The sequence below is a fragment of the Dickeya sp. Secpp 1600 genome (genome assembly GCF_003049805.1).
Classification (GTDB): Bacteria; Pseudomonadota; Gammaproteobacteria; order Enterobacterales; family Enterobacteriaceae; genus Dickeya; species Dickeya fangzhongdai.
Window position 1 is genome coordinate 1,343,426 of the sequence record NZ_CP023484.1, and the last position, 18,298, is coordinate 1,361,723.

Here is an 18,298-nt window from a genome sequence, read left to right on the forward strand (position 1 = left end):
ACCGCTTGAGGCGGTCCGGGGCCGATTTATGCGGCGCCGGTAGCGAAGACGGAGGTTAAACCCGCGGATTGGGAAGCGGCTCCCGGTAGTGTCGGAAAAATCATCTACACTAGGCTGTGCAGGCCCGTCGATAAGCGCTTTCACGCTAAGGAGTCACGATGAGCAAAGTGGTTCAGTATTACCGGGAGTTGATGTCCGCCGTTACCGAGTGGTTAAGCCGCGGCGAGCGGGACATGGATAAGCTGATGTCGGATGCCCGGCGCCAGTTACAGGAAACCAATGAACTGACGCAAAAGGAGATTGAACAGGTAATACTGGCGCTCCAGCGTGATCTGGAAGCCTTCTCCCTCAGTTACGAGGAGAGCCAGAATGCCTTTGCCGACAGCGTGTTCGTGCGCGTGATTCGTGAAAGCCTGTGGCAGAACCTGGCGGATATCACCGACAAGACGCAACTGGAATGGCGCGAAGTGTTCAAGGATGTCAGCCACCACGGCGTATATCATAGCGGCGAGGTGGTAGGGCTGGGCAATCTGGTGTGCGAACAGTGCCATCACCACATTGCTTTTTATACCCCGGAAGTCTTGCCGCTGTGCCCGAAATGCGGGCATGACCAGTTCCATCGCCAGCCGTTTTCGCCCTGACCGGGAGCGTGTGGAAAAAAACAAGGGTGCCGAAGCACCCTTGCGATATGGCGACAGGCTGCGGATTAATGCAGGATTTTCGCCAGAAAGTCTTTAGCGCGGTCAGACTGCGGATTACTGAAGAAGTCCTCTTTGCGGGTATCTTCAATGATCTTGCCTTCATCCATGAAGATGACGCGGTGCGCCACCTTGCGGGCGAACCCCATCTCGTGGGTCACCACCATCATGGTCATGCCTTCTTGCGCCAGCTCCACCATTACGTCCAGCACTTCATTGATCATTTCCGGGTCGAGCGCCGAGGTCGGTTCGTCGAACAGCATCGCCACCGGGTCCATACACAGGGCGCGGGCGATAGCCACACGCTGTTGCTGACCACCGGATAACTGCCCGGGGAACTTGTTGGCATGCGCCGACAGGCCGACGCGCGCCAGCAGCTTCAGTCCTTTCTCGCGGGCGGCTTCTTTGTCGCGCTTGAGTACCTTGACCTGCGCCAGCGTCAGGTTGTCGACGATGGACAAATGGGGGAACAGCTCAAAATGCTGGAATACCATGCCGACTTTGGAGCGCAATTGCGCCAGATTGGTGCGTTTGTCATTGACAGTGGTGCCGTTAACTTCGATCTGACCTTGCTGGATCGGCTCCAGGCCGTTAACGGTTTTGATTAAGGTCGATTTCCCGGAGCCGGAAGGTCCGCAAACCACCACTACTTCACCTTTTTTCACTTCGGTGGAGCAGTCGGTCAGCACCTGAAATTGACCATACCATTTAGAAACATTTTTCAGGAAAATCATCAAACCGTCCTTCTCTTCAAATAATTGACCAGTATCGACGCCGAGAGGCTGATAACAAAGTACACAAACCCGGCGAACAGGATCATTTCCACCTGAGTACCGTCACGTTCGCCGATGGTGGATGCGGTACGGAAGAAGTCCGCCAGACTGAGCACATACACCAGCGAGGTATCCTGAAACAGCACGATACCTTGAGTCAGCAGCAAGGGAATCATGGCCCGGAACGCCTGAGGCAGAATCACCAGCCGCATGGATTGCCAGTGGGTCATCCCCAGCGCCAGCGCGGCGGAGGCCTGCCCGCGGGAAATACTCTGGATGCCGGCGCGGATAATCTCGGAATAATAGGCCGCCTCAAACAGCGAGAAGGCTACCATAGCTGATACCAGCCGAATATCGGTTTTCGGAGAAAGGCCAAGCACATTTTGTAATAAGCTCGGCACGATCAGGTAGAACCACAGCAGCACCATCACCAGCGGTACCGAGCGGAACAGGTTGACGTACAGTTTCGCAAACCAACTGATGGGCTTGATGGGCGACAGGCGCATCACCGCCAGCACGGTACCCCAGACAATCCCCACCACGACCGCGGTCAGGGTGATTTCCAGCGTGACGCCCATCCCCTTGATCAGATAAGGCAGGCTGGGCGGAATCGAACTCCAGTCAAAGTTGTACATTTATTTGCTCCCCAGATTGCCCGGCAGACGGGTTTTGCGCTCCACAATCTGCATGATCAGCATGATGATGGCGTTGATGCCGATATAGGCCAGCGTGATCGCGCTGAAGGACTCATAGGCGTGAGCGGAGTAATCCAGCAGCTTGCCGGCCTGCGCCGCCATGTCCACCAGACCGATGGTGGAGGCGATGGCGGAGTTTTTCACCAGATTGAGCATTTCCGAGGTCAGCGGCGGCACTACCACCCGGTAGGCGTTGGGCAGCAAGACATAACGGTAGGTCTGGGGGAGCGTCAGGCCGATCGCCAGACCGGCGGCCTTCTGGCCTCGCGGCAGCGACTGAATGCCTGCCCGCACCTGTTCGCACACGCGGGCGGCGGTGAACATGCCCAGACAAAACATGGAAGACAGGAAGAACTGGATGTTGGGGTCCAGTTCGGCCTTAAACCACATGCCGATTTTGGCTGGCAGTAACTCCGGCACAACCAGATACCAACTGAAGAACTGGACAATCAGCGGCACGTTGCGAAACAGCTCCACATAGCAGGTGCCGATACCGGCCAGCAGACGGTTGGGAACGGTCCGCAGAATACCCAGTAGTGAGCCCAACAGGAAGGCGATGACCCAGGCGCACAAAGAAAGCGATACGGTGACCTGCAGGCCGGAAATAATCCACCCCAAATAGGTCGTATTTCCGAACGGAGCGGATTGCAGGAAAATGCCCCAGTTCCAATCTATTGACATAACAAACTCCGGTAAAAAAAGGGTAGCGTTCGCTACCCCGAAGATTGATGAGTGGCTTGTGGATTCGCAGGGTGGGGAACGACCACCCTGCGCCTGTCTGTCTTGCCACGAATCAGCAATCGAAAGGCAGAATTACTGCCCTTTATTGTCATTATTAATACGGTTACAACGCCTTATCGTTCGGTGCCTTAAACAGTGCCTTCATGTCGTCGGACAGGACATAGTTCAGGTTAAGATTTTTCGGCGGGATCGGTTGGGTGAACCAGTGCTCGTACCATTTGGCGGCTTCGCCGGAGGTTTGTACCTGAGCAATGGTGGCGTCCACCAGTTTTTTGAATTCAGGGTCGTTCTTACGCAGCATGCAACCGTAGGCTTCGTGAGACTGCGGCGTACCGACAATGACCCATTCGTCCGGATTTTTGGCTTTGGCGCGTTCGCCTGCCAGCAGCGCGTCGTCCATCATGAAGGCCACCGCGCGGCCGCTCTCCAGGGTGCGGAAGGAGTCACCGTGATCCTTGGCGCTGATGATGCGCAGGTTCAGTTTCTTCTCTTCATTCATTTTGTTCAGCAGCACTTCAGATGTAGTGCCGGAAGTAACGACCACCGCTTTACCGCTCAGATCGGTGAAATCCTTGATGCCGGAGTCTTTTTTGGTCAGCAGACGCGTACCGATCACGAAAATGGTATTGGAGAAGGCAGCCTGCTGCTGGCGTTCCAGGTTGTTGGTGGTGGAGCCGCACTCCAGGTCGAAAGTACCGTTCTGCAGCAGCGGAATACGGTTCTGGGAGGTGATGGGTAGCAGCTTCACCTGCAGATTGGGCGCATCGATCGCCTTTTTGACGGCTTCAACAATCTTGTCGGAGTAAGCCTGTGAATAGCCTACGACTTTTTGCTGGTTGTCGTAGTAGGAAAACGGCACGGAAGATTCTCGGTGACCAATAACGATAACACCACTGTCTTTGACTTTTTTCAGCGTGGGGATTGGTGCGTTTTCTTTTTGGGCCGAAGCCGGCTGTTCTTCTGCATAAGCCATAGTTGCTGTTGTACTGATCAGCATTAACGACAGTGCCAGTTTACGCAATTGCATGCTCTAACTCCTTTGCTGTTGTGGTGGTGCAAATTCTGCTGGGCTATTACCGGCCACATGTTGTGCACCGCTAAAGAGCGAATAAAACGCTGTCATGTTTAAAAATAGCGGATTGTAAACATAATGAAACGAGAATGTTTGCTTTTTGCGAGGCGCTCCGCACCAAAGTGCTGCAATAAAAAACTTATGGCACTAATTTGGTGCAGATCGTGCCCTGGTATTGTGCTATCGCAGAGCAGGATGGCCCGCAAATGTGCAACGTCAGACGTTTCATATCAATGAGTAGCAAGTTGTGTGCCAGAAATGAAACAAGACATGTCCGGACATGTCTTGTTGTGAGAAGGCGAATAGGGAAATCAGCGGGAACGGAAGCGATAAACCAGCGCGGCAAGACCCAGCAAGGCTTCCAGCAGCCACAACGGCCAGGAGCCGAAGCGGGCGTAAGGCGTGATGCCGGTTGCCGGCGTTACGCGGGTTTCCAGTACGTCGCGGGTGAACTGCGGAAGACTGGCGCTGACGCTGCCGTCGGGCGCGATGACGGCCGTTACGCCGTTGTTGGTGGAACGCAGCAGCGGGCGGCCCAGTTCCAGCGCCCGCATCCGGGCCATCTGGAAATGCTGCCAGGGACCAATGGAGTTGCCGAACCAGGCATCGTTGGAAATGGTCAGCAGCATATCGGTGTCGGCGCGGAAATTGTCGCGCACTTGTTGCCCCAGAATGACCTCATAACAGATGGTGGCGGTGAGGCGGTAACCGTTAACGACCAACTGCGGCTGCAGGTAGCCGCCGCGGCTGAACGCGGACATCGGCAGATCGAAGAACGGCGCCAGCGGGCGCAGCAGGGTTTCCAGCGGCACGAACTCGCCAAACGGCACCAGATGATGTTTGTTGTAGCGGTTGGTGGTCGGGTAACGATAGGGCTGCTGATCGCCTAGCACGATGATGCTGTTGTAGAAATCGGTGCGATTGTTTTCCCGGCGCGCATCGACAATGCCGGTGATCAGGCTGCTGTGATGCTCGCGCAGGATGGCGTCCAGTTGCGTCAGATAGTCCTGCTGGCGGATTTCGACATCCGGAATGGCGGATTCCGGCCAAATCACCAGCGGCGCCTTGTCCATCGCCGGCAACGTGTTATCGAAATAGACTTTCAGCGTGTTGAGCAGTTCGTTCGGATCCCACTTCAACGCCTGAGGAATGTTGCCTTGTACCATCGCCACGTTGACCGCGCGCTCCGGCTGCAGTTTGTACCACTCAAGCGAGCGCAACGGCCACGGCAGCACCAACAGCGCAGCGGCAACCAGCGCTGGCTGCCAGCGTCGCAGCGTCAGCCCCAGTACCAGCAGCCCGCTGATAATCATCAACAGGAAGGTGAGGGTATCGACCCCTGCGATCGGCGCAATACCTTTCAACGGGCCATCAAGCTGGCTGTAGCCGAACTGCAGCCAGGGAAAGCCGGTCAGCACCCAACCGCGCAGCAGTTCGGTGACCTGCCACAGCGCCGGCGCCGCCAGTGCTACGCGCCATACGCTCGTCTGCGGCCACAGGCGTGCAAGCAGCCCGGCGAACAGCATCGGATAGAGCGACAGATAGAGCGCCAGCAGCACCACCAGACCGACATTCACCGGACCGGGCATGCCGCCAAAATCGGCGATGCTGTAGTAGACCCAATGGATGCCGGTGCCGAACAGACCGAATCCCCAACTGAAACCGATCGCCGCCGCCTGACGAGCCCGGCGGTTCAGCGTCAGACCCTGTAGCCCCATCAACGAAATAATGGCGGCTGGCCAGAAATCATAAGGAGAGAACGCCAGTGTGCCGCAGGCACCGAATAAAAGCGCCAGCAGGAGGCGAACCTGCTGGCGTTGCAATAATGAAGCGACTGCCATGAATGAATTAATCTTCCAGTTGCGGTTGCGGAACGTCGTCAGGAATTCTGACATGAACCTGAATAATACGGCGGCTGTCGGCCATGGCAACTTTGAACAGGTAACCGTCGATGTCGATGGTTTCCCCGCGTGCCGGCAGGTGACCGAACGATTGCATCACCAGACCGCCGATGGTATCCACTTCCTCGTCGCTGAATCGGGTGGAGAATGTCTCGTTGAAGTCTTCGATCGGCGTAAGCGCGCGCACGGTGTAAGTCTGGCGATTCAGTTGGCGGATGTCGCGGTCTTCTTCGTCATCGTATTCGTCTTCGATTTCGCCGACGATCAGTTCCAGAATGTCTTCAATCGTCACCAGCCCGGAGACGCCGCCAAATTCATCGATGACGATCGCCATGTGGTAGCGCAGGGAACGGAATTCGTTGAGCATGCGGTCCACCCGCTTGCTTTCCGGCACCACGACGGCAGGCCGCAGCACTTTATCCATGCTGAACGGTTCGGAGTTGCTGCGCATAAACGGCAGCAGGTCCTTGGCCATCAGGATGCCTTCGATATGGTCCTTGTCTTCGCTGATGACCGGGAAACGGGAGTGGGCCGATTCGATGATCACGTCCAGGCACTCTTCCAGCGTCTGGTTATGCTTGAGGGTAATCATCTGCGAACGCGGGATCATGATGTCGCGCACCCGCTGTTCGGCGATATCCATCACCCCTTCCAGCATGTCGCGGATTTCCGGATCAATTTGTTCCGAATCACGGATTAATGCCAACAGATCGTCGTGATCTTTGGATTCGCCGTGGAAAATCTGATTGAGAAAAAGAGAGAAAAATCCCTTTTTGGGACTGGGGGTATCGCTATTGGGAGAATGGTCGTCGCTCATGGCGTCAGTTAATATCACTCTTGTTAAGAAATGATGACCAGCGGTGAATGTCGTCGGTGGCGTATCGCCGCTGGCGTCTGATCCTTAAAATATCGGATTTAAGGCTTGTCAGTAAAATCTTCTTTTTCTGCCAGATACGGGTCGGCATAACCCATACTTTGCATGATTTCCGTTTCCAGTGCTTCCATTTCTTCGGCTTCACTGTCTTCGATATGATCATAACCTAACAGATGCAGGCTGCCATGGACAACCATGTGCGCCCAATGTTCATCCGCGCTTTTCCCCTGTTCGACCGCCTCCTGCTCGACCACCTGCCGGCAGATGATGAGGTCGCCCAGCAGCGGCAGCTCCACTTCCGGCGGCGCTTCGAACGGGAACGACAGCACGTTGGTCGGTTTGTCTTTGCCGCGATAAGTCAGGTTCAGGTGATGGCTTTCCTCTTCGTCCACCACCCGGATGGTGACTTCCGCCACCTCCTGAAATTGCGGCAACACCGCTTCCAGCCAGCGCTGAAAGTCGGCTTCCGACGGCAGCCCGTTGATATTTTCGCTGGCGATTTGCAAATCGAGAATAACCTGACTCATTTCTGCTCCTGCGCGGCGGCCTGCGCTTCGCGTTTGCGTTGCTCCGCCAGTTCGTCCCGGCGTTTCTGATCGGCGGTTTCCCATGCCTCATAAGCGTTGACGATGCGGGCGACCACCGGGTGACGTACCACGTCTTCGCTGTGGAAGAAGTTGAAACTGATTTCCTCGACTTCCGACAGCACCTCGATGGCATGACGCAAACCGGATTTTTGATTGCGCGGCAGGTCGATCTGGGTGACGTCGCCGGTGATGACCGCCTTCGAGTTAAACCCGATACGAGTCAGGAACATCTTCATCTGCTCGATGGTGGTGTTCTGGCTTTCATCCAGAATGATGAAGGCGTCGTTCAGCGTGCGGCCGCGCATGTAGGCCAGCGGCGCGACTTCAATCACGTTACGCTCGATAAGCTTTTCCACCCGCTCGAAACCCAGCATTTCAAACAGCGCGTCATACAGCGGGCGCAGGTACGGGTCTACCTTCTGGCTCAGGTCGCCCGGCAGGAAGCCCAGTTTTTCACCGGCTTCCACCGCCGGACGAGTCAGCAAAATACGGCGAATATCCTGACGTTCCAGCGCATCCACCGCGGCGGCTACCGCCAGATAGGTTTTCCCGGTGCCGGCCGGGCCGATACCGAAGGTGATGTCGTGATCGAGGATATGGGCGATGTACTGCGCCTGATTGGGGGTACGCGGTTTGATCACGCCGCGTTTGGTGCGGATATTCACCGCCTTGCCGTATTCCGGCACGCTGTCGGCGGTCTGTTCCAGTACCCGGGATTCCTTGATGGCCAGATGAATTTGTTCCGGCTCGATATCCGGAATCACGCCGCGTACCGGCGCGGTATCCACATAAAGATGACGCAGGATGTCGGCAGCGGCGTCGATGCAGAGGTCTTTCCCCACCAGCTTGAAGTTGTTGTCGCGATGATTGATCTCTATGCCGAGGCGGCGTTCCAGCTGTTTGATGTTGTCGTCAAACGGGCCGCACAGACTGAGCAGGCGTTTGTTGTCCGCGGGTTCGAGGGCAATTTCTTTTATCGTTACGTTCAAACTATTCCTCTTGGGTTTAAGCAGAATGAGCAATGACGCTGTGCCACAGGCAGTGATATCTGCCCGGATGTGGCGCAGAGATTACCCTGATTATTTATCGTGAACCCCGCAGGGCGCAAGTCACATTCGGCATAAAGGCGGCGGGGGGATGGGATGAATCTACTCCGGATGTCGCAGCAAAGAAAAAGCGGGCCGTTTGACGGCCCGCCTGAGAACGATCATCAGCGTATTACGGCTGATAGATGCCAACGCCGAGCTCGTTCTCTTTACGGGTACGAGCGATAACCGACGTCGGCGACTCGCTAACGCGCAGATCCATTTGATCTTCGGTACGGATTACCACGCCACGCAGCGAGTTCGGGTAAACGTCGACAATTTCCACGTCGACGAATTTGCCGATCATGTCGGGCGTTCCTTCAAAGTTCACTACGCGGTTGTTTTCAGTACGGCCGGACAGTTCCATCACGCTCTTGCGCGAGGTGCCTTCGACCAGAATGCGTTGTACTGTGCCCATCATCCGGCGGCTGTACTGCATGGCCTGCTGGTTGATGCGTTCCTGCAGAATGTACAGCCGCTGTTTTTTCTCTTCTTCGGTCACGTCGTCCACCATGTCGGCGGCCGGGGTGCCGGGGCGAGGCGAGTAGATAAAGCTGAAGCTCATGTCGAAATCGACATCGGCGATCAGTTTCATGGTCTGCTCGAAATCTTCCTGCGTTTCGCCTGGGAAGCCGACGATAAAGTCGGAACTGATCTGGATCGCCGGACGGGCTTTACGCAGTTTGCGGATGATGGCCTTGTATTCCAGCGCGGTGTGGCGGCGCTTCATCATGGTCAGTACGCGGTCGGAGCCGCTCTGAACCGGCAGGTGCAGGAAACTCACCAGCTCCGGCGTATCTTCGTACACGCTGATGATATCGTCGGTGAATTCGATGGGGTGGCTGGTGATGAAGCGGATGCGGTCGATACCGTCAATCGTCGCCACCAGACGCAGCAGTTCGGCAAAACTGCAGATGTCGTCATCGTGCGTCGCGCCGCGGTAAGCGTTCACGTTCTGGCCCAGCAGGTTGACTTCACGTACGCCCTGAGCCGCCAGCTGGGCGATTTCAAACAGGACGTCGTCAACCGGGCGGCTGACTTCTTCGCCGCGGGTATAAGGCACCACGCAGAAGGTACAGTATTTGTTGCAGCCTTCCATGATGGAGACGAATGCGGTCGGCCCTTCGGCGCGCGGTTCCGGCAGCCGGTCGAATTTTTCCACTTCCGGGAAACTGATATCCACGATTGGGCTGCGGGTACCCTGCACATGGTTAATCATTTCCGGCAGACGATGCAGGGTCTGCGGCCCGAAAATCACGTCCACGTAATGCGCACGGTCGCGAATGTGTTCACCTTCCTGCGAAGCTACGCAGCCGCCCACGCCGATAATCAGATTCGGGTTGACGTCTTTGAGCGTTTTCCAGCGGCCGAGCTGATGAAACACTTTTTCCTGCGCCTTTTCACGGATCGAACAGGTATTCAGCAGCAGAATGTCGGCTTCTTCCGCGACTTCGGTCAGCTGGTAACCGTGCGTACTTTCCAGGAGATCGGCTATCTTCGATGAATCGTATTCATTCATCTGACAGCCCCAGGTTTTGATATGCAGTTTCTTTGTCATCGTCATCGACTAGCCATTACTCAGTGCGGGTAAACACGCTTACCTTCAACGGGGCGCGTACATGCGGGCGCGTATTGTAATCTTTTGCCGTCGTTGTGACCAGAGCGAGCGGCACGTCGCTTTTCTGAAAAACGTTGCCGAAATCCAGTAAACTATCGCCATCTTTTGTCTTTCTGGCGCCTGAGTCTTCTTTATCGGCGCAATAGAAACAGTGGGGCAGGTATGCACTATGATGCGGTGATTGTAGGCGGAGGCATGGTTGGTGCCGCCGCCGCGTTGGGACTGGCGCAGAACGGTTTTCAGGTGGCGGTGCTGGAGCAGGAAACGCCGCCGCCGTTTGTCGCAGGCAGCGCGCCGGACGTGCGGGTATCGGCGATTGGTCAGGCGTCGGTCAGGCTGCTGGAGCGGCTGGGAGCCTGGCAGGGCGTCGGGCTGATGCGCAGCGCGCCTTACCGGCGGCTCGAAACCTGGGAATGGGACAATGCGCATGTTGTGTTCGATGCGGCCGACCTCGGGTTACCCGAGCTGGGGTTCATGGTAGAGAACCGTATTCTGCAACTGGCGTTGTGGCAGGTGCTGGAGAAGACGCCCGGCGTGACGCTATTGTGTCCGTGGCAATTGCAGCGCATGCATCGTGAAGACGAGCAATGGGTGCTGACTGGCGAGCAGGGCGATAGCCTGTCTGCGTCGCTGGTGATTGGCGCTGATGGCGCCAATTCGAAAATTCGCCAGTGGGCGGGCATTGGTATCACCGGCTGGCAATATCGCCAGTCCTGCATGCTGATCAGCGCCGAAATGGCCGGCCCGCGGCAGGAGGCGACCTGGCAGCGCTTCACGCCGTCCGGGCCGCGCGCGTTTCTGCCGCTGTTTGACGGCTGGTGCTCGCTGGTGTGGTACGACAGCCCGCAGCGTATCCGCCAGTTGCAGGCGATGTCGCTTCCTCAACTGAATAAGGCTATCGCCGAGACGTTTCCTGCGCGGCTGGGTGAGGTCAATGCGGTCGCGGCCGGCGCGTTTCCGCTGGTGCGTCGTCATGCGCAGCAGTATGTATTGCCGGGGCTGGCCCTGATTGGCGATGCTGCGCATACCATCAACCCGCTGGCGGGGCAGGGCGTGAATCTGGGATATCGGGACGTTTCCACGCTGCTCGATGTGGTGATTCGGGCGCGTGATGAAGGCGCAGTCTGGTACGGCGAGCCGGTATTGCGACGTTATCAGCGGCAGCGCAAGCCTGACAATCTGCTGATGCAAAGCGGCATGGATCTGTTTTACGGCGCGTTCAGTAACCGGCTGCCGCCGCTTGAATTTGCCCGCAACCTGGCGTTGATGGCGGCGCAGCGCGCCGGAAAACTGAAACAGCAGGCGTTGCGTTACGCGTTGGGGTTGTAAACAGCGTAGCCGCTACGCTGTTTTTTCATGATCTGTTCGCCGTCATGCCGCGTTCATACGATGTGATTACATTGATACCGCTATATCTGCCAAGAGGCGACCACCATAACGCGTTATCCTGACGGCTTGCGGCGAATTCCTTATTTCTGAGTAGTGAAACTGATGACCTATTTATTTCTTTGTCTGGCGATTGTGTCGGAAGTGGTGGCGACAACGGCGCTGAAATTGTCGGAGAGCTTTACCCGGCTGGTGCCGAGTGTGGTGACGGTGGTGTTCTACGCCATCGCGTTTTACTGTCTGACCGTTTCCATGCGGGTATTGCCGACCGGCGTGATTTACGCCATCTGGTCGGGCGTAGGGATTGTGTTGATCGCGGCGATAAGCTGGATTTTTTACGATCAGCGGTTGGACTGGCCGGCGGTATTGGGAATGGCGCTAATCATTGCCGGCGTGGCGGTGATTAACCTGTTTTCCAATTCGGTGACGCATTGATGAACGAGCCGGTACTGGCGTTAAGCCGGCGCCGGTTATTGATGCAGATGAAATAGCTGATGAGCGGTAACCAATAAACGATAAAAGCATAAAAAAAGAAAAAGCCCGTTTGCACGGGCTTTTCTGTATGGCTGGGGTACGAGGATTCGAACCTCGGGATGGCGGAATCAGAATCCGCTGCCTTACCGCTTGGCGATACCCCAATTTTAAGGTGGTGGCTACGACGGGAATCGAACCTGTGACCCCAGCATTATGAGTGCTGTGCTCTAACCAGCTGAGCTACGTAGCCAAATTACTGCACGGTCAGAAGCCGTTGGCTTCATGACTGAATATGGCTGGGGTACGAGGATTCGAACCTCGGGATGGCGGAATCAGAATCCGCTGCCTTACCGCTTGGCGATACCCCAACAGGGCGCACATCGTATGACGTGTCTCACTTGATTCATGGCTGGGGTACCAGGATTCGAACCTGGGAGTGGCGGGATCAAAACCCGCTGCCTTACCGCTTGGCGATACCCCAATAAAACTATTGCATACCTAGGCTGACGCTTTGGTTTTCTACACCGACAAAGGTAATGGTGCGGGAGGCGAGACTTGAACTCGCACACCTTGCGGCGCCAGAACCTAAATCTGGTGCGTCTACCAATTTCGCCACTCCCGCAGGAAAAAATGGTGGCTACGACGGGAATCGAACCTGTGACCCCAGCATTATGAGTGCTGTGCTCTAACCAGCTGAGCTACGTAGCCATCTTTTCCGCGTCACCTTCATCGGCGTTGCGGGGCGCATTATGCGGAGTTGGTCTTTTGGCGTCAACACATTTTTTCCCTAAAAACGGCGTATTCGCGCTGTTTGTTTGGGTTATGAACAGTGTGGTGAGAAAAGCGTCAGAAAGCAGGCTTTTGGCTGTATTCCATAAGAAAAACGGGCCGCTAAGGGCCCGTTTAAAACAGTAAAATAAAACCGATTACTGATAGGCGGACTGGTGCACGCCGACGGCGCGACCCGACGGATCATCCATCTTTTTGAAAGATTCATCCCACTCAATCGCCTTAGCGGACGAACAGGCTACAGAAGGACCGCCAGGGACGCATTCAGCCGCACTTGGGACCGGGAACAGTTCTTCAAAAATTTCGCGGTACAGGTAGCCTTCCTTGGTGGTCGGCGTGTTGTACGGGAAACGGAAGTGCGCGGTTTCCAGTTGCTGGTCGGAAATCTGTTTGGCCGCGACCTCTTTCAGAGAGTCGATCCAACTGTAGCCCACGCCGTCAGAGAACTGCTCTTTCTGGCGCCAGGCCACGCTGTGCGGCAGATAGGATTCGAAGCACTCACGCAGGATGTGTTTTTCCATCTTGCCGTTGCCGCACATTTTGTCTTTCGGGTTGATGCGCATCGCTACGTCCAGGAATTTCTTGTCCAGGAACGGCACGCGGGCTTCGACGCCCCAGGCGGACATCGCTTTGTTGGCGCGGGCGCAGTCATACTGGTGCAGCGCCAGCAGTTTACGCACGGTTTCTTCATGAAATTCTTTCGCGTTCGGCGCTTTGTGGAAGTAGAGATAGCCGCCGAATACTTCGTCCGAACCTTCGCCGGACAGCACCATCTTGATACCCATCGCCTTGATTTTACGGGACATCAGGTACATCGGCGTTGAGGCGCGGATGGTGGTGACGTCATAGGTTTCGATGTGGTAAATCACGTCGCGGATGGCGTCCAGACCTTCCTGTACCGTGAAATGGATTTCGTGGTGTACGGTGCCCAGATGTTCTGCGACATCGCGTGCGGCTTTCAGGTCAGGCGCGCCTTCCAGGCCGACCGCGAACGAGTGCAACTGCGGCCACCAGGCTTCGCTGCGCTCATCGTCTTCCACGCGACGGGCGGCGAACTTTTTGGTGACGGCGGAAATGATGGAAGAGTCCAGCCCGCCGGACAGCAGCACGCCGTAAGGAACGTCAGACATCAGGTGGCTTTTCACCGATTCTTCCAGCGCTTCGCGCAGTTCGTTGGCGTCGGTCACGTTGTCTTTAACGTTGTCGAAATCGAACCAGTCGCGACGATAGTATTCGCGAATCTCGCCGTCCTGGCTCCACAGGTAGCTGCCGGCCGGGAATTCTTTGATGGTGCGGCACACCGGCACCAGCGCTTTCATCTCAGACGCCACGTAGAAGTTGCCGTGTTCGTCATAGCCCATATAAAGCGGGATGATGCCCAGGTGATCGCGGCCGATCAGATAGGCGTCTTTTTCGCTGTCATACAGGGCGAAGGCGAACATACCACGCAATTCGTCCAGAAATTCCGGACCTTTTTCCTGATACAGCGCCAGAATCACTTCGCAATCGGAACCGGTCTGGAACTGATAGCGGTCGCCGTATTGCTGACGCAGAGCCTGATGGTTGTAAATTTCGCCGTTCACGGCCAGAACGTGGGTGTGCGCCTGGTTGTAGAGCGGTTGAGCGCCGGTGTTGACGTCGACGATGGACAGACGCTCATGCGCCAGAATGGCTTTGTCGCTGGCGTAAACACCAGACCAGTCCGGGCCGCGGTGACGCATCAGACGGGACAATTCCAGCGCTTTTTTGCGCAATTCAACCGGATCGGTTTTCAGATCAAGCACACCAAAAATAGAACACATACAAGAGGCTCCCTTTATCCACGCATCACAACGTGAAACAGTCAAAGTGTATGGCGGTAATCAGCGCTTTTCCTTGCCGTATCTCACCTCAGAGGGTGACTCGCCGCCGTATCGGTAACACTGATTTAGCATCAAAAGGGGATGGCAGTTCAATATCATTTAATGAAAAAAGCCATTGTGCTGGTGAATGTGTAATTTTTGGTGTGATTTATTGGGTTTTATTCAAAACGGCAGAGAGAAGGCGCCGGATTTTTAGCGATCTCATAATCCGGCCTTATAGCAGAAAACTAAACCTACTGATTTTCAAGCAGACGTTGCAGTAATACGCCATTCAGCATCGCGCGTTTCACTAGCGCAAAGGCGCCGATGGCGGATAAGTGCTGCAATTCGGAGACGACTACCGGCAGGTTTTGCCGAAAGTCTTTCAGCACCTGTGCGTTGATACAGCGTTGAATGGCGGGCAGCAGAATCTTGTCCGCGCCGGTAATTTCACCAGCGATGACCACCCGTTGCGGATTGAACAGGTTGACGGCAATCGAAATGGCTTTGCCCAGATGTTGCCCGGCGGCCTCGATCAGTTCACGGGCCAGAAGGTCACCCCGGTTGGCGGCTTTGCAGATAGCGGCGATCTGGCAGTTATCCAGCGTCAGCTTGCTGGGAAATCCCTGCTGCAATAAATCACGTGCCCGTTGCTCCAGCGCGCCGTTCGACACTACCGTTTCCAGACAACCGAAGTTGCCGCAGTGGCAGCGGTCGCCCAACGGGTCGATCTGGATATGGCCGATTTCCCCGACATTGCTGTTGCTGCCGAGAAAGATTTTGCCGTTGACCAGAATGCCGGCGCCCACGCCGCGGTGAACCCGCACCAGCAACGAATCCTGACAGTCACGTGTCGCGCCGAAGTAATGCTCGGCCAGCGCCAGGCTGCGAATATCGTGGCCGACAAAGCTGTGCACGTTGAAATGCCGTTCGAGATTATCCACCAGCGGCCAGTTGTCCACGCTGATGTGCGGCATATAACGCACCACGCCGGCGATGGGGTCGACCAGTCCCGGCAGCACCACCGAAATGGCGATCAGCTCGCGGATACGACGTTGGTGACGGGCAATGAACTGATCGATAACCGTGAACAGCGCGCTTTCCAGCGTATCCTGAGTGTTTTCCGGCAGGTTGCAGTGCTCTTCTTCCAGCCGTTTGCCCTGCAGGTCGTATAAGGCGAGGGTGGCGTCGTGGCGGCCAAGTCGCACCGCGACGGTATGAAACGGCCGCGTTTCGGAAATGATGGAAATGGCGCGGCGCCCGCCGGTTGACGCTTGCTGATCCACCTCTTTGATCAGACCGCGCTCCAGCAACTGGCGGGTAATTTTGGTGACACTGGCGGGAGCAAGCTGGCTCTGCTCTGAAATCTGAATCCGGGAAATAGGGCCCTGCTGATCGATCAAGCGGTACACGACCGCACTGTTGAGTTGTTTGACCAGATCAATGTTCCCTATCTGGGTTTGTCCGCCTGTGGTCATGACGCATTACTCGTGTCGATGCAATACGTTTTACTGTTTATGAAAGACTTCTTCACCATTAACAAACGTATTGAGGATGTCAAAATCGCGGGTCAATACCGTCAGGTTAGCCACGTGGCCCGTCTCAATGCTTCCCAGTCGGTGGTCTTCTCCGATGGCTCTCGCCGGGTAGAGCGTCGCCATTCTTAGCGCCTCGTCCAGAGCGATACCCGCGTGTTCTACGCAATTGCGCACGGCATCGATCATGGTGAGCGCCGAACCGCTCAGGGTGCCGTGCTCATCCACGCAAATGCCGTCGCGGTAGTATATGGTTTTACCGGCAAATGTGAACCGGTCGATGTCGGAACCGGCCGGCGCGGTGGCGTCGGTGACCAGCACCAGTTTGTCGCCCTTGATGCGTTTGCTGTTGCGGATGTTGGCCCAACTGACATGGCGGCCGTCGGCGATGATGCCGCAGTAGACTTCCGGCGCGTCATAGACGGCGCCGACCAGACCGGGTTCGCGCCCGGCAAGGGCCGGCATGGCGTTGAACAGGTGAGTGGCAAAGCGAATACCGGCGGCAAAGCCTTGTTTGGCTTGTTCCCAGGTGGCGTTGGAGTGACCGGCGGACACCACGATACCTGCGGCGGTCAGCTGCCGGATAACCGTCGTCGATACCATTTCCGGGGCCAGCGTGATTTTGCCGATCACATCGGCGTTATCGCACAGATAATTGAGTAATGACTCGTCCGGCTGACGGATAAAGGCGGCGTCATGGGTGCCTTTCTTCACCGGGTTGAGCCAGGGACCTTCCAGATGCAGCCCAAGCGCCTGATGGCGATGCTGGGCGAGCCAGGCGCGCATCACGCCGATGCTGTGGCGCATGAACTCGTCGGAAGAGGTGATCAACGTCGGCAAAAAGCTGGTGCAGCCGGATTTTTCGTTGGCCCGCTGCATGGTTTCCAGCGTTTTGACGGAAAGATTGTTCAGCGCGTCGTTGAACTGGACGCCGCCGCAGCCGTTCAATTGCAGGTCGATAAAGCCAGGGGCCAGTAATGCGCCGGCGAGATCGCGCCGGGGCAAGTTATCGGGCAGTTCGCGTGTCGGGCAGACTGCCTCGATCAAACCGTCGGCGACGACGACCGCATGGCCGTCAAGGATCTGATGGCCGGTAAAAATACGGCCGTTGGTTAAAGCGTACATCTATAAGCTCCTGGCTCACCGATTACAGATTTTTGAGATTTTCAGCTTCCAGCTCGCGGAAATATTTCACGGTTTTCACTTTCAGCTCCATTGTGGACGGTTCGTCACACACCATCAGCGCTTTGGCGTGCAACTGCAGACAGCTGATGGTCCACATGTGGTTAACGTTGCCTTCCACCGCGGCCTGAAGCGCCTGCGCCTTATGGCGGCCGCTGACCAGAATCATCACTTCTTCCGCATCCAGCAACGTACCGACACCCACCGTCAGGGCATATTTGGGCACCTGATTGACGTCGCCGCCAAAGAAACGGGAATTGGCGATACGGGTCTCTTCCGTCAGGGTCTTGATACGTGTGCGGGACACCAGAGAAGAACCCGGTTCGTTGAAAGCGATGTGGCCATCGTTGCCGACGCCGCCCATGAACAGATGAATCTTGCCGTAAGACTTGATTTTTTCTTCATAACGCTGACACTCGGCGGCGATATCTTCCGCGTTGCCGTTCAACAGGTTAATGTTTCCTTCCGGAATATCAACGTGATTGAAAAAATTCTGGTACATGAAGGTGCGGTAGCTTTCCGGATGGTTCGCCGGCAACCCGACGTATTCATCCATATTGAAGGTGACGACATGTTTGAAGCTGACCTGACCGGCATCGTACAGCGCAATCAGGGATTTGTAAGCTTCCAGCGGCGAACTGCCGGTCGGCAGGCCGAGCACGAATGGGCGCTCCGCCGTCGGGTTGAAGGCGTTGATGCGCTCGGCGATATAGCGGGCGGCCCATTTGCCAACCTCGGCGGGGGTCGTTAGCGGAATCAGTCTCATGGGGCTCTCCTCAGGCAATCGGTTAGCGAAGGCAATTATTCATCGGGTAAACGCAGTCGGATAGCATGGCCGTCAGGTAATATGCCCGCACCACGTTTCGGAATTTATCTGGGGCTAGTGTAGCGCGTTTTTTTTAGTCTTAAAATAAGTTGTGTTAATGCCGCGCCATAAACATTTTGTATGTGCTTTTGTGGTGATAATTATCACATAATCACCGTTATTAATTTGCGTAACGAATTATTTTTTTGGCACTCTTGCCAGGCCCACATAGCTGGCGGGTG

The 18,298-nt window shown here is 56.0% G+C and carries 16 protein-coding genes and 6 tRNA genes; 3 read left to right on the forward strand and 19 right to left on the reverse strand.

The annotated features are described in order from the left end of the window. The first annotated feature begins 158 nt into the window (after positions 1–158). A complete protein-coding gene (locus CPA59_RS06130) occupies positions 159–641 on the forward strand; it encodes a zinc ribbon-containing protein (RefSeq protein ID WP_013316973.1) in 483 nt (160 codons plus the stop codon). A 65-nt stretch (positions 642–706) separates the two neighbouring features. Here the strand turns inward: CPA59_RS06130 and CPA59_RS06135 are convergent, their stop codons facing one another. The 9 genes from CPA59_RS06135 to miaB form a co-directional block, all read right to left on the reverse strand. Next, positions 707–1,432, reverse strand: coding sequence for an amino acid ABC transporter ATP-binding protein (locus CPA59_RS06135; protein WP_038660930.1), 726 nt, complete (start codon positions 1,430–1,432; stop codon positions 707–709). Continuing rightward, positions 1,432–2,106, reverse strand: a complete 675-nt coding sequence (gene gltK, locus CPA59_RS06140; protein WP_038918277.1) for a glutamate/aspartate ABC transporter permease GltK — start codon at positions 2,104–2,106, stop codon at positions 1,432–1,434. Before gltK ends, CPA59_RS06135 begins: the two co-directional genes overlap by 1 nt. After that, positions 2,107–2,847: an amino acid ABC transporter permease gene (locus CPA59_RS06145; RefSeq protein WP_038660924.1), complete on the reverse strand. Its 741-nt coding sequence runs from the start codon at positions 2,845–2,847 to the stop codon at positions 2,107–2,109. 163 nt (positions 2,848–3,010) lie between these two features. Beyond that, positions 3,011–3,934 (reverse strand): glutamate/aspartate ABC transporter substrate-binding protein, encoded by a 924-nt coding sequence (locus tag CPA59_RS06150; RefSeq protein ID WP_038918278.1) that lies wholly within the window; start codon positions 3,932–3,934, stop codon positions 3,011–3,013. 356 nt (positions 3,935–4,290) lie between these two features. Beyond that, positions 4,291–5,820 carry an apolipoprotein N-acyltransferase gene (gene lnt, locus CPA59_RS06155; RefSeq protein ID WP_049853558.1) on the reverse strand — a complete coding sequence of 510 codons (1,530 nt, stop codon included), beginning with the start codon at positions 5,818–5,820 and terminating at the stop codon, positions 4,291–4,293. Positions 5,821–5,827: 7 nt separating this feature from the next. Then, entirely contained in the window at positions 5,828–6,697 is an 870-nt protein-coding gene (gene corC / locus CPA59_RS06160) for a CNNM family magnesium/cobalt transport protein CorC (protein WP_038918281.1), read from the reverse strand. Positions 6,698–6,795: 98 nt separating this feature from the next. Next, positions 6,796–7,281: an rRNA maturation RNase YbeY gene (gene ybeY, locus CPA59_RS06165; RefSeq protein WP_038918283.1), complete on the reverse strand. Its 486-nt coding sequence runs from the start codon at positions 7,279–7,281 to the stop codon at positions 6,796–6,798. Continuing rightward, positions 7,278–8,330, reverse strand: a complete 1,053-nt coding sequence (locus CPA59_RS06170) for a PhoH family protein (RefSeq protein WP_038918284.1) — start codon at positions 8,328–8,330, stop codon at positions 7,278–7,280. Before CPA59_RS06170 ends, ybeY begins: the two co-directional genes overlap by 4 nt. A gap of 229 nt (positions 8,331–8,559) precedes the next feature. Beyond that, positions 8,560–9,984 (reverse strand): tRNA (N6-isopentenyl adenosine(37)-C2)-methylthiotransferase MiaB, encoded by a 1,425-nt coding sequence (gene miaB / locus CPA59_RS06175; RefSeq protein WP_038920849.1) that lies wholly within the window; start codon positions 9,982–9,984, stop codon positions 8,560–8,562. Positions 9,985–10,206: 222 nt separating this feature from the next. Between miaB and ubiF the strand changes: the two genes are divergently transcribed. Continuing rightward, positions 10,207–11,373, forward strand: a complete 1,167-nt coding sequence (ubiF, locus tag CPA59_RS06180) for a 3-demethoxyubiquinol 3-hydroxylase (protein WP_107758893.1) — start codon at positions 10,207–10,209, stop codon at positions 11,371–11,373. Between the two features lie 162 nt (positions 11,374–11,535). Then, positions 11,536–11,865 carry a multidrug efflux SMR transporter gene (locus CPA59_RS06185; protein ID WP_107760771.1) on the forward strand — a complete coding sequence of 110 codons (330 nt, stop codon included), beginning with the start codon at positions 11,536–11,538 and terminating at the stop codon, positions 11,863–11,865. Between the two features lie 128 nt (positions 11,866–11,993). Here CPA59_RS06185 and CPA59_RS06190 read toward each other — a convergent pair. The 10 genes from CPA59_RS06190 to nagB form a co-directional block, all read right to left on the reverse strand. Beyond that, positions 11,994–12,068: transfer RNA gene (locus CPA59_RS06190), tRNA-Gln, on the reverse strand. Between the two features lie 9 nt (positions 12,069–12,077). Then, a tRNA-Met gene (locus CPA59_RS06195) sits at positions 12,078–12,154 on the reverse strand. Between the two features lie 43 nt (positions 12,155–12,197). Further along, positions 12,198–12,272, reverse strand: a tRNA-Gln gene (locus CPA59_RS06200). Positions 12,273–12,310: 38 nt separating this feature from the next. Further along, positions 12,311–12,385: transfer RNA gene (locus CPA59_RS06205), tRNA-Gln, on the reverse strand. A 56-nt stretch (positions 12,386–12,441) separates the two neighbouring features. After that, positions 12,442–12,526: transfer RNA gene (locus tag CPA59_RS06210), tRNA-Leu, on the reverse strand. Between the two features lie 9 nt (positions 12,527–12,535). Continuing rightward, positions 12,536–12,612: transfer RNA gene (locus tag CPA59_RS06215), tRNA-Met, on the reverse strand. Between the two features lie 218 nt (positions 12,613–12,830). Further along, positions 12,831–14,495: an asparagine synthase B gene (gene asnB / locus CPA59_RS06225; RefSeq protein WP_038918287.1), complete on the reverse strand. Its 1,665-nt coding sequence runs from the start codon at positions 14,493–14,495 to the stop codon at positions 12,831–12,833. Positions 14,496–14,788: 293 nt separating this feature from the next. Beyond that, positions 14,789–16,012, reverse strand: coding sequence for an ROK family protein (locus CPA59_RS06230; protein WP_038660899.1), 1,224 nt, complete (start codon positions 16,010–16,012; stop codon positions 14,789–14,791). A 30-nt stretch (positions 16,013–16,042) separates the two neighbouring features. Beyond that, positions 16,043–17,194 (reverse strand): N-acetylglucosamine-6-phosphate deacetylase, encoded by a 1,152-nt coding sequence (nagA, locus tag CPA59_RS06235; RefSeq protein ID WP_038918289.1) that lies wholly within the window; start codon positions 17,192–17,194, stop codon positions 16,043–16,045. Positions 17,195–17,216: 22 nt separating this feature from the next. Further along, complete coding sequence (gene nagB, locus CPA59_RS06240; protein WP_038918291.1) at positions 17,217–18,017, reverse strand: glucosamine-6-phosphate deaminase; 801 nt, start codon at positions 18,015–18,017, stop codon at positions 17,217–17,219. Positions 18,018–18,298 lie beyond the last annotated feature (281 nt).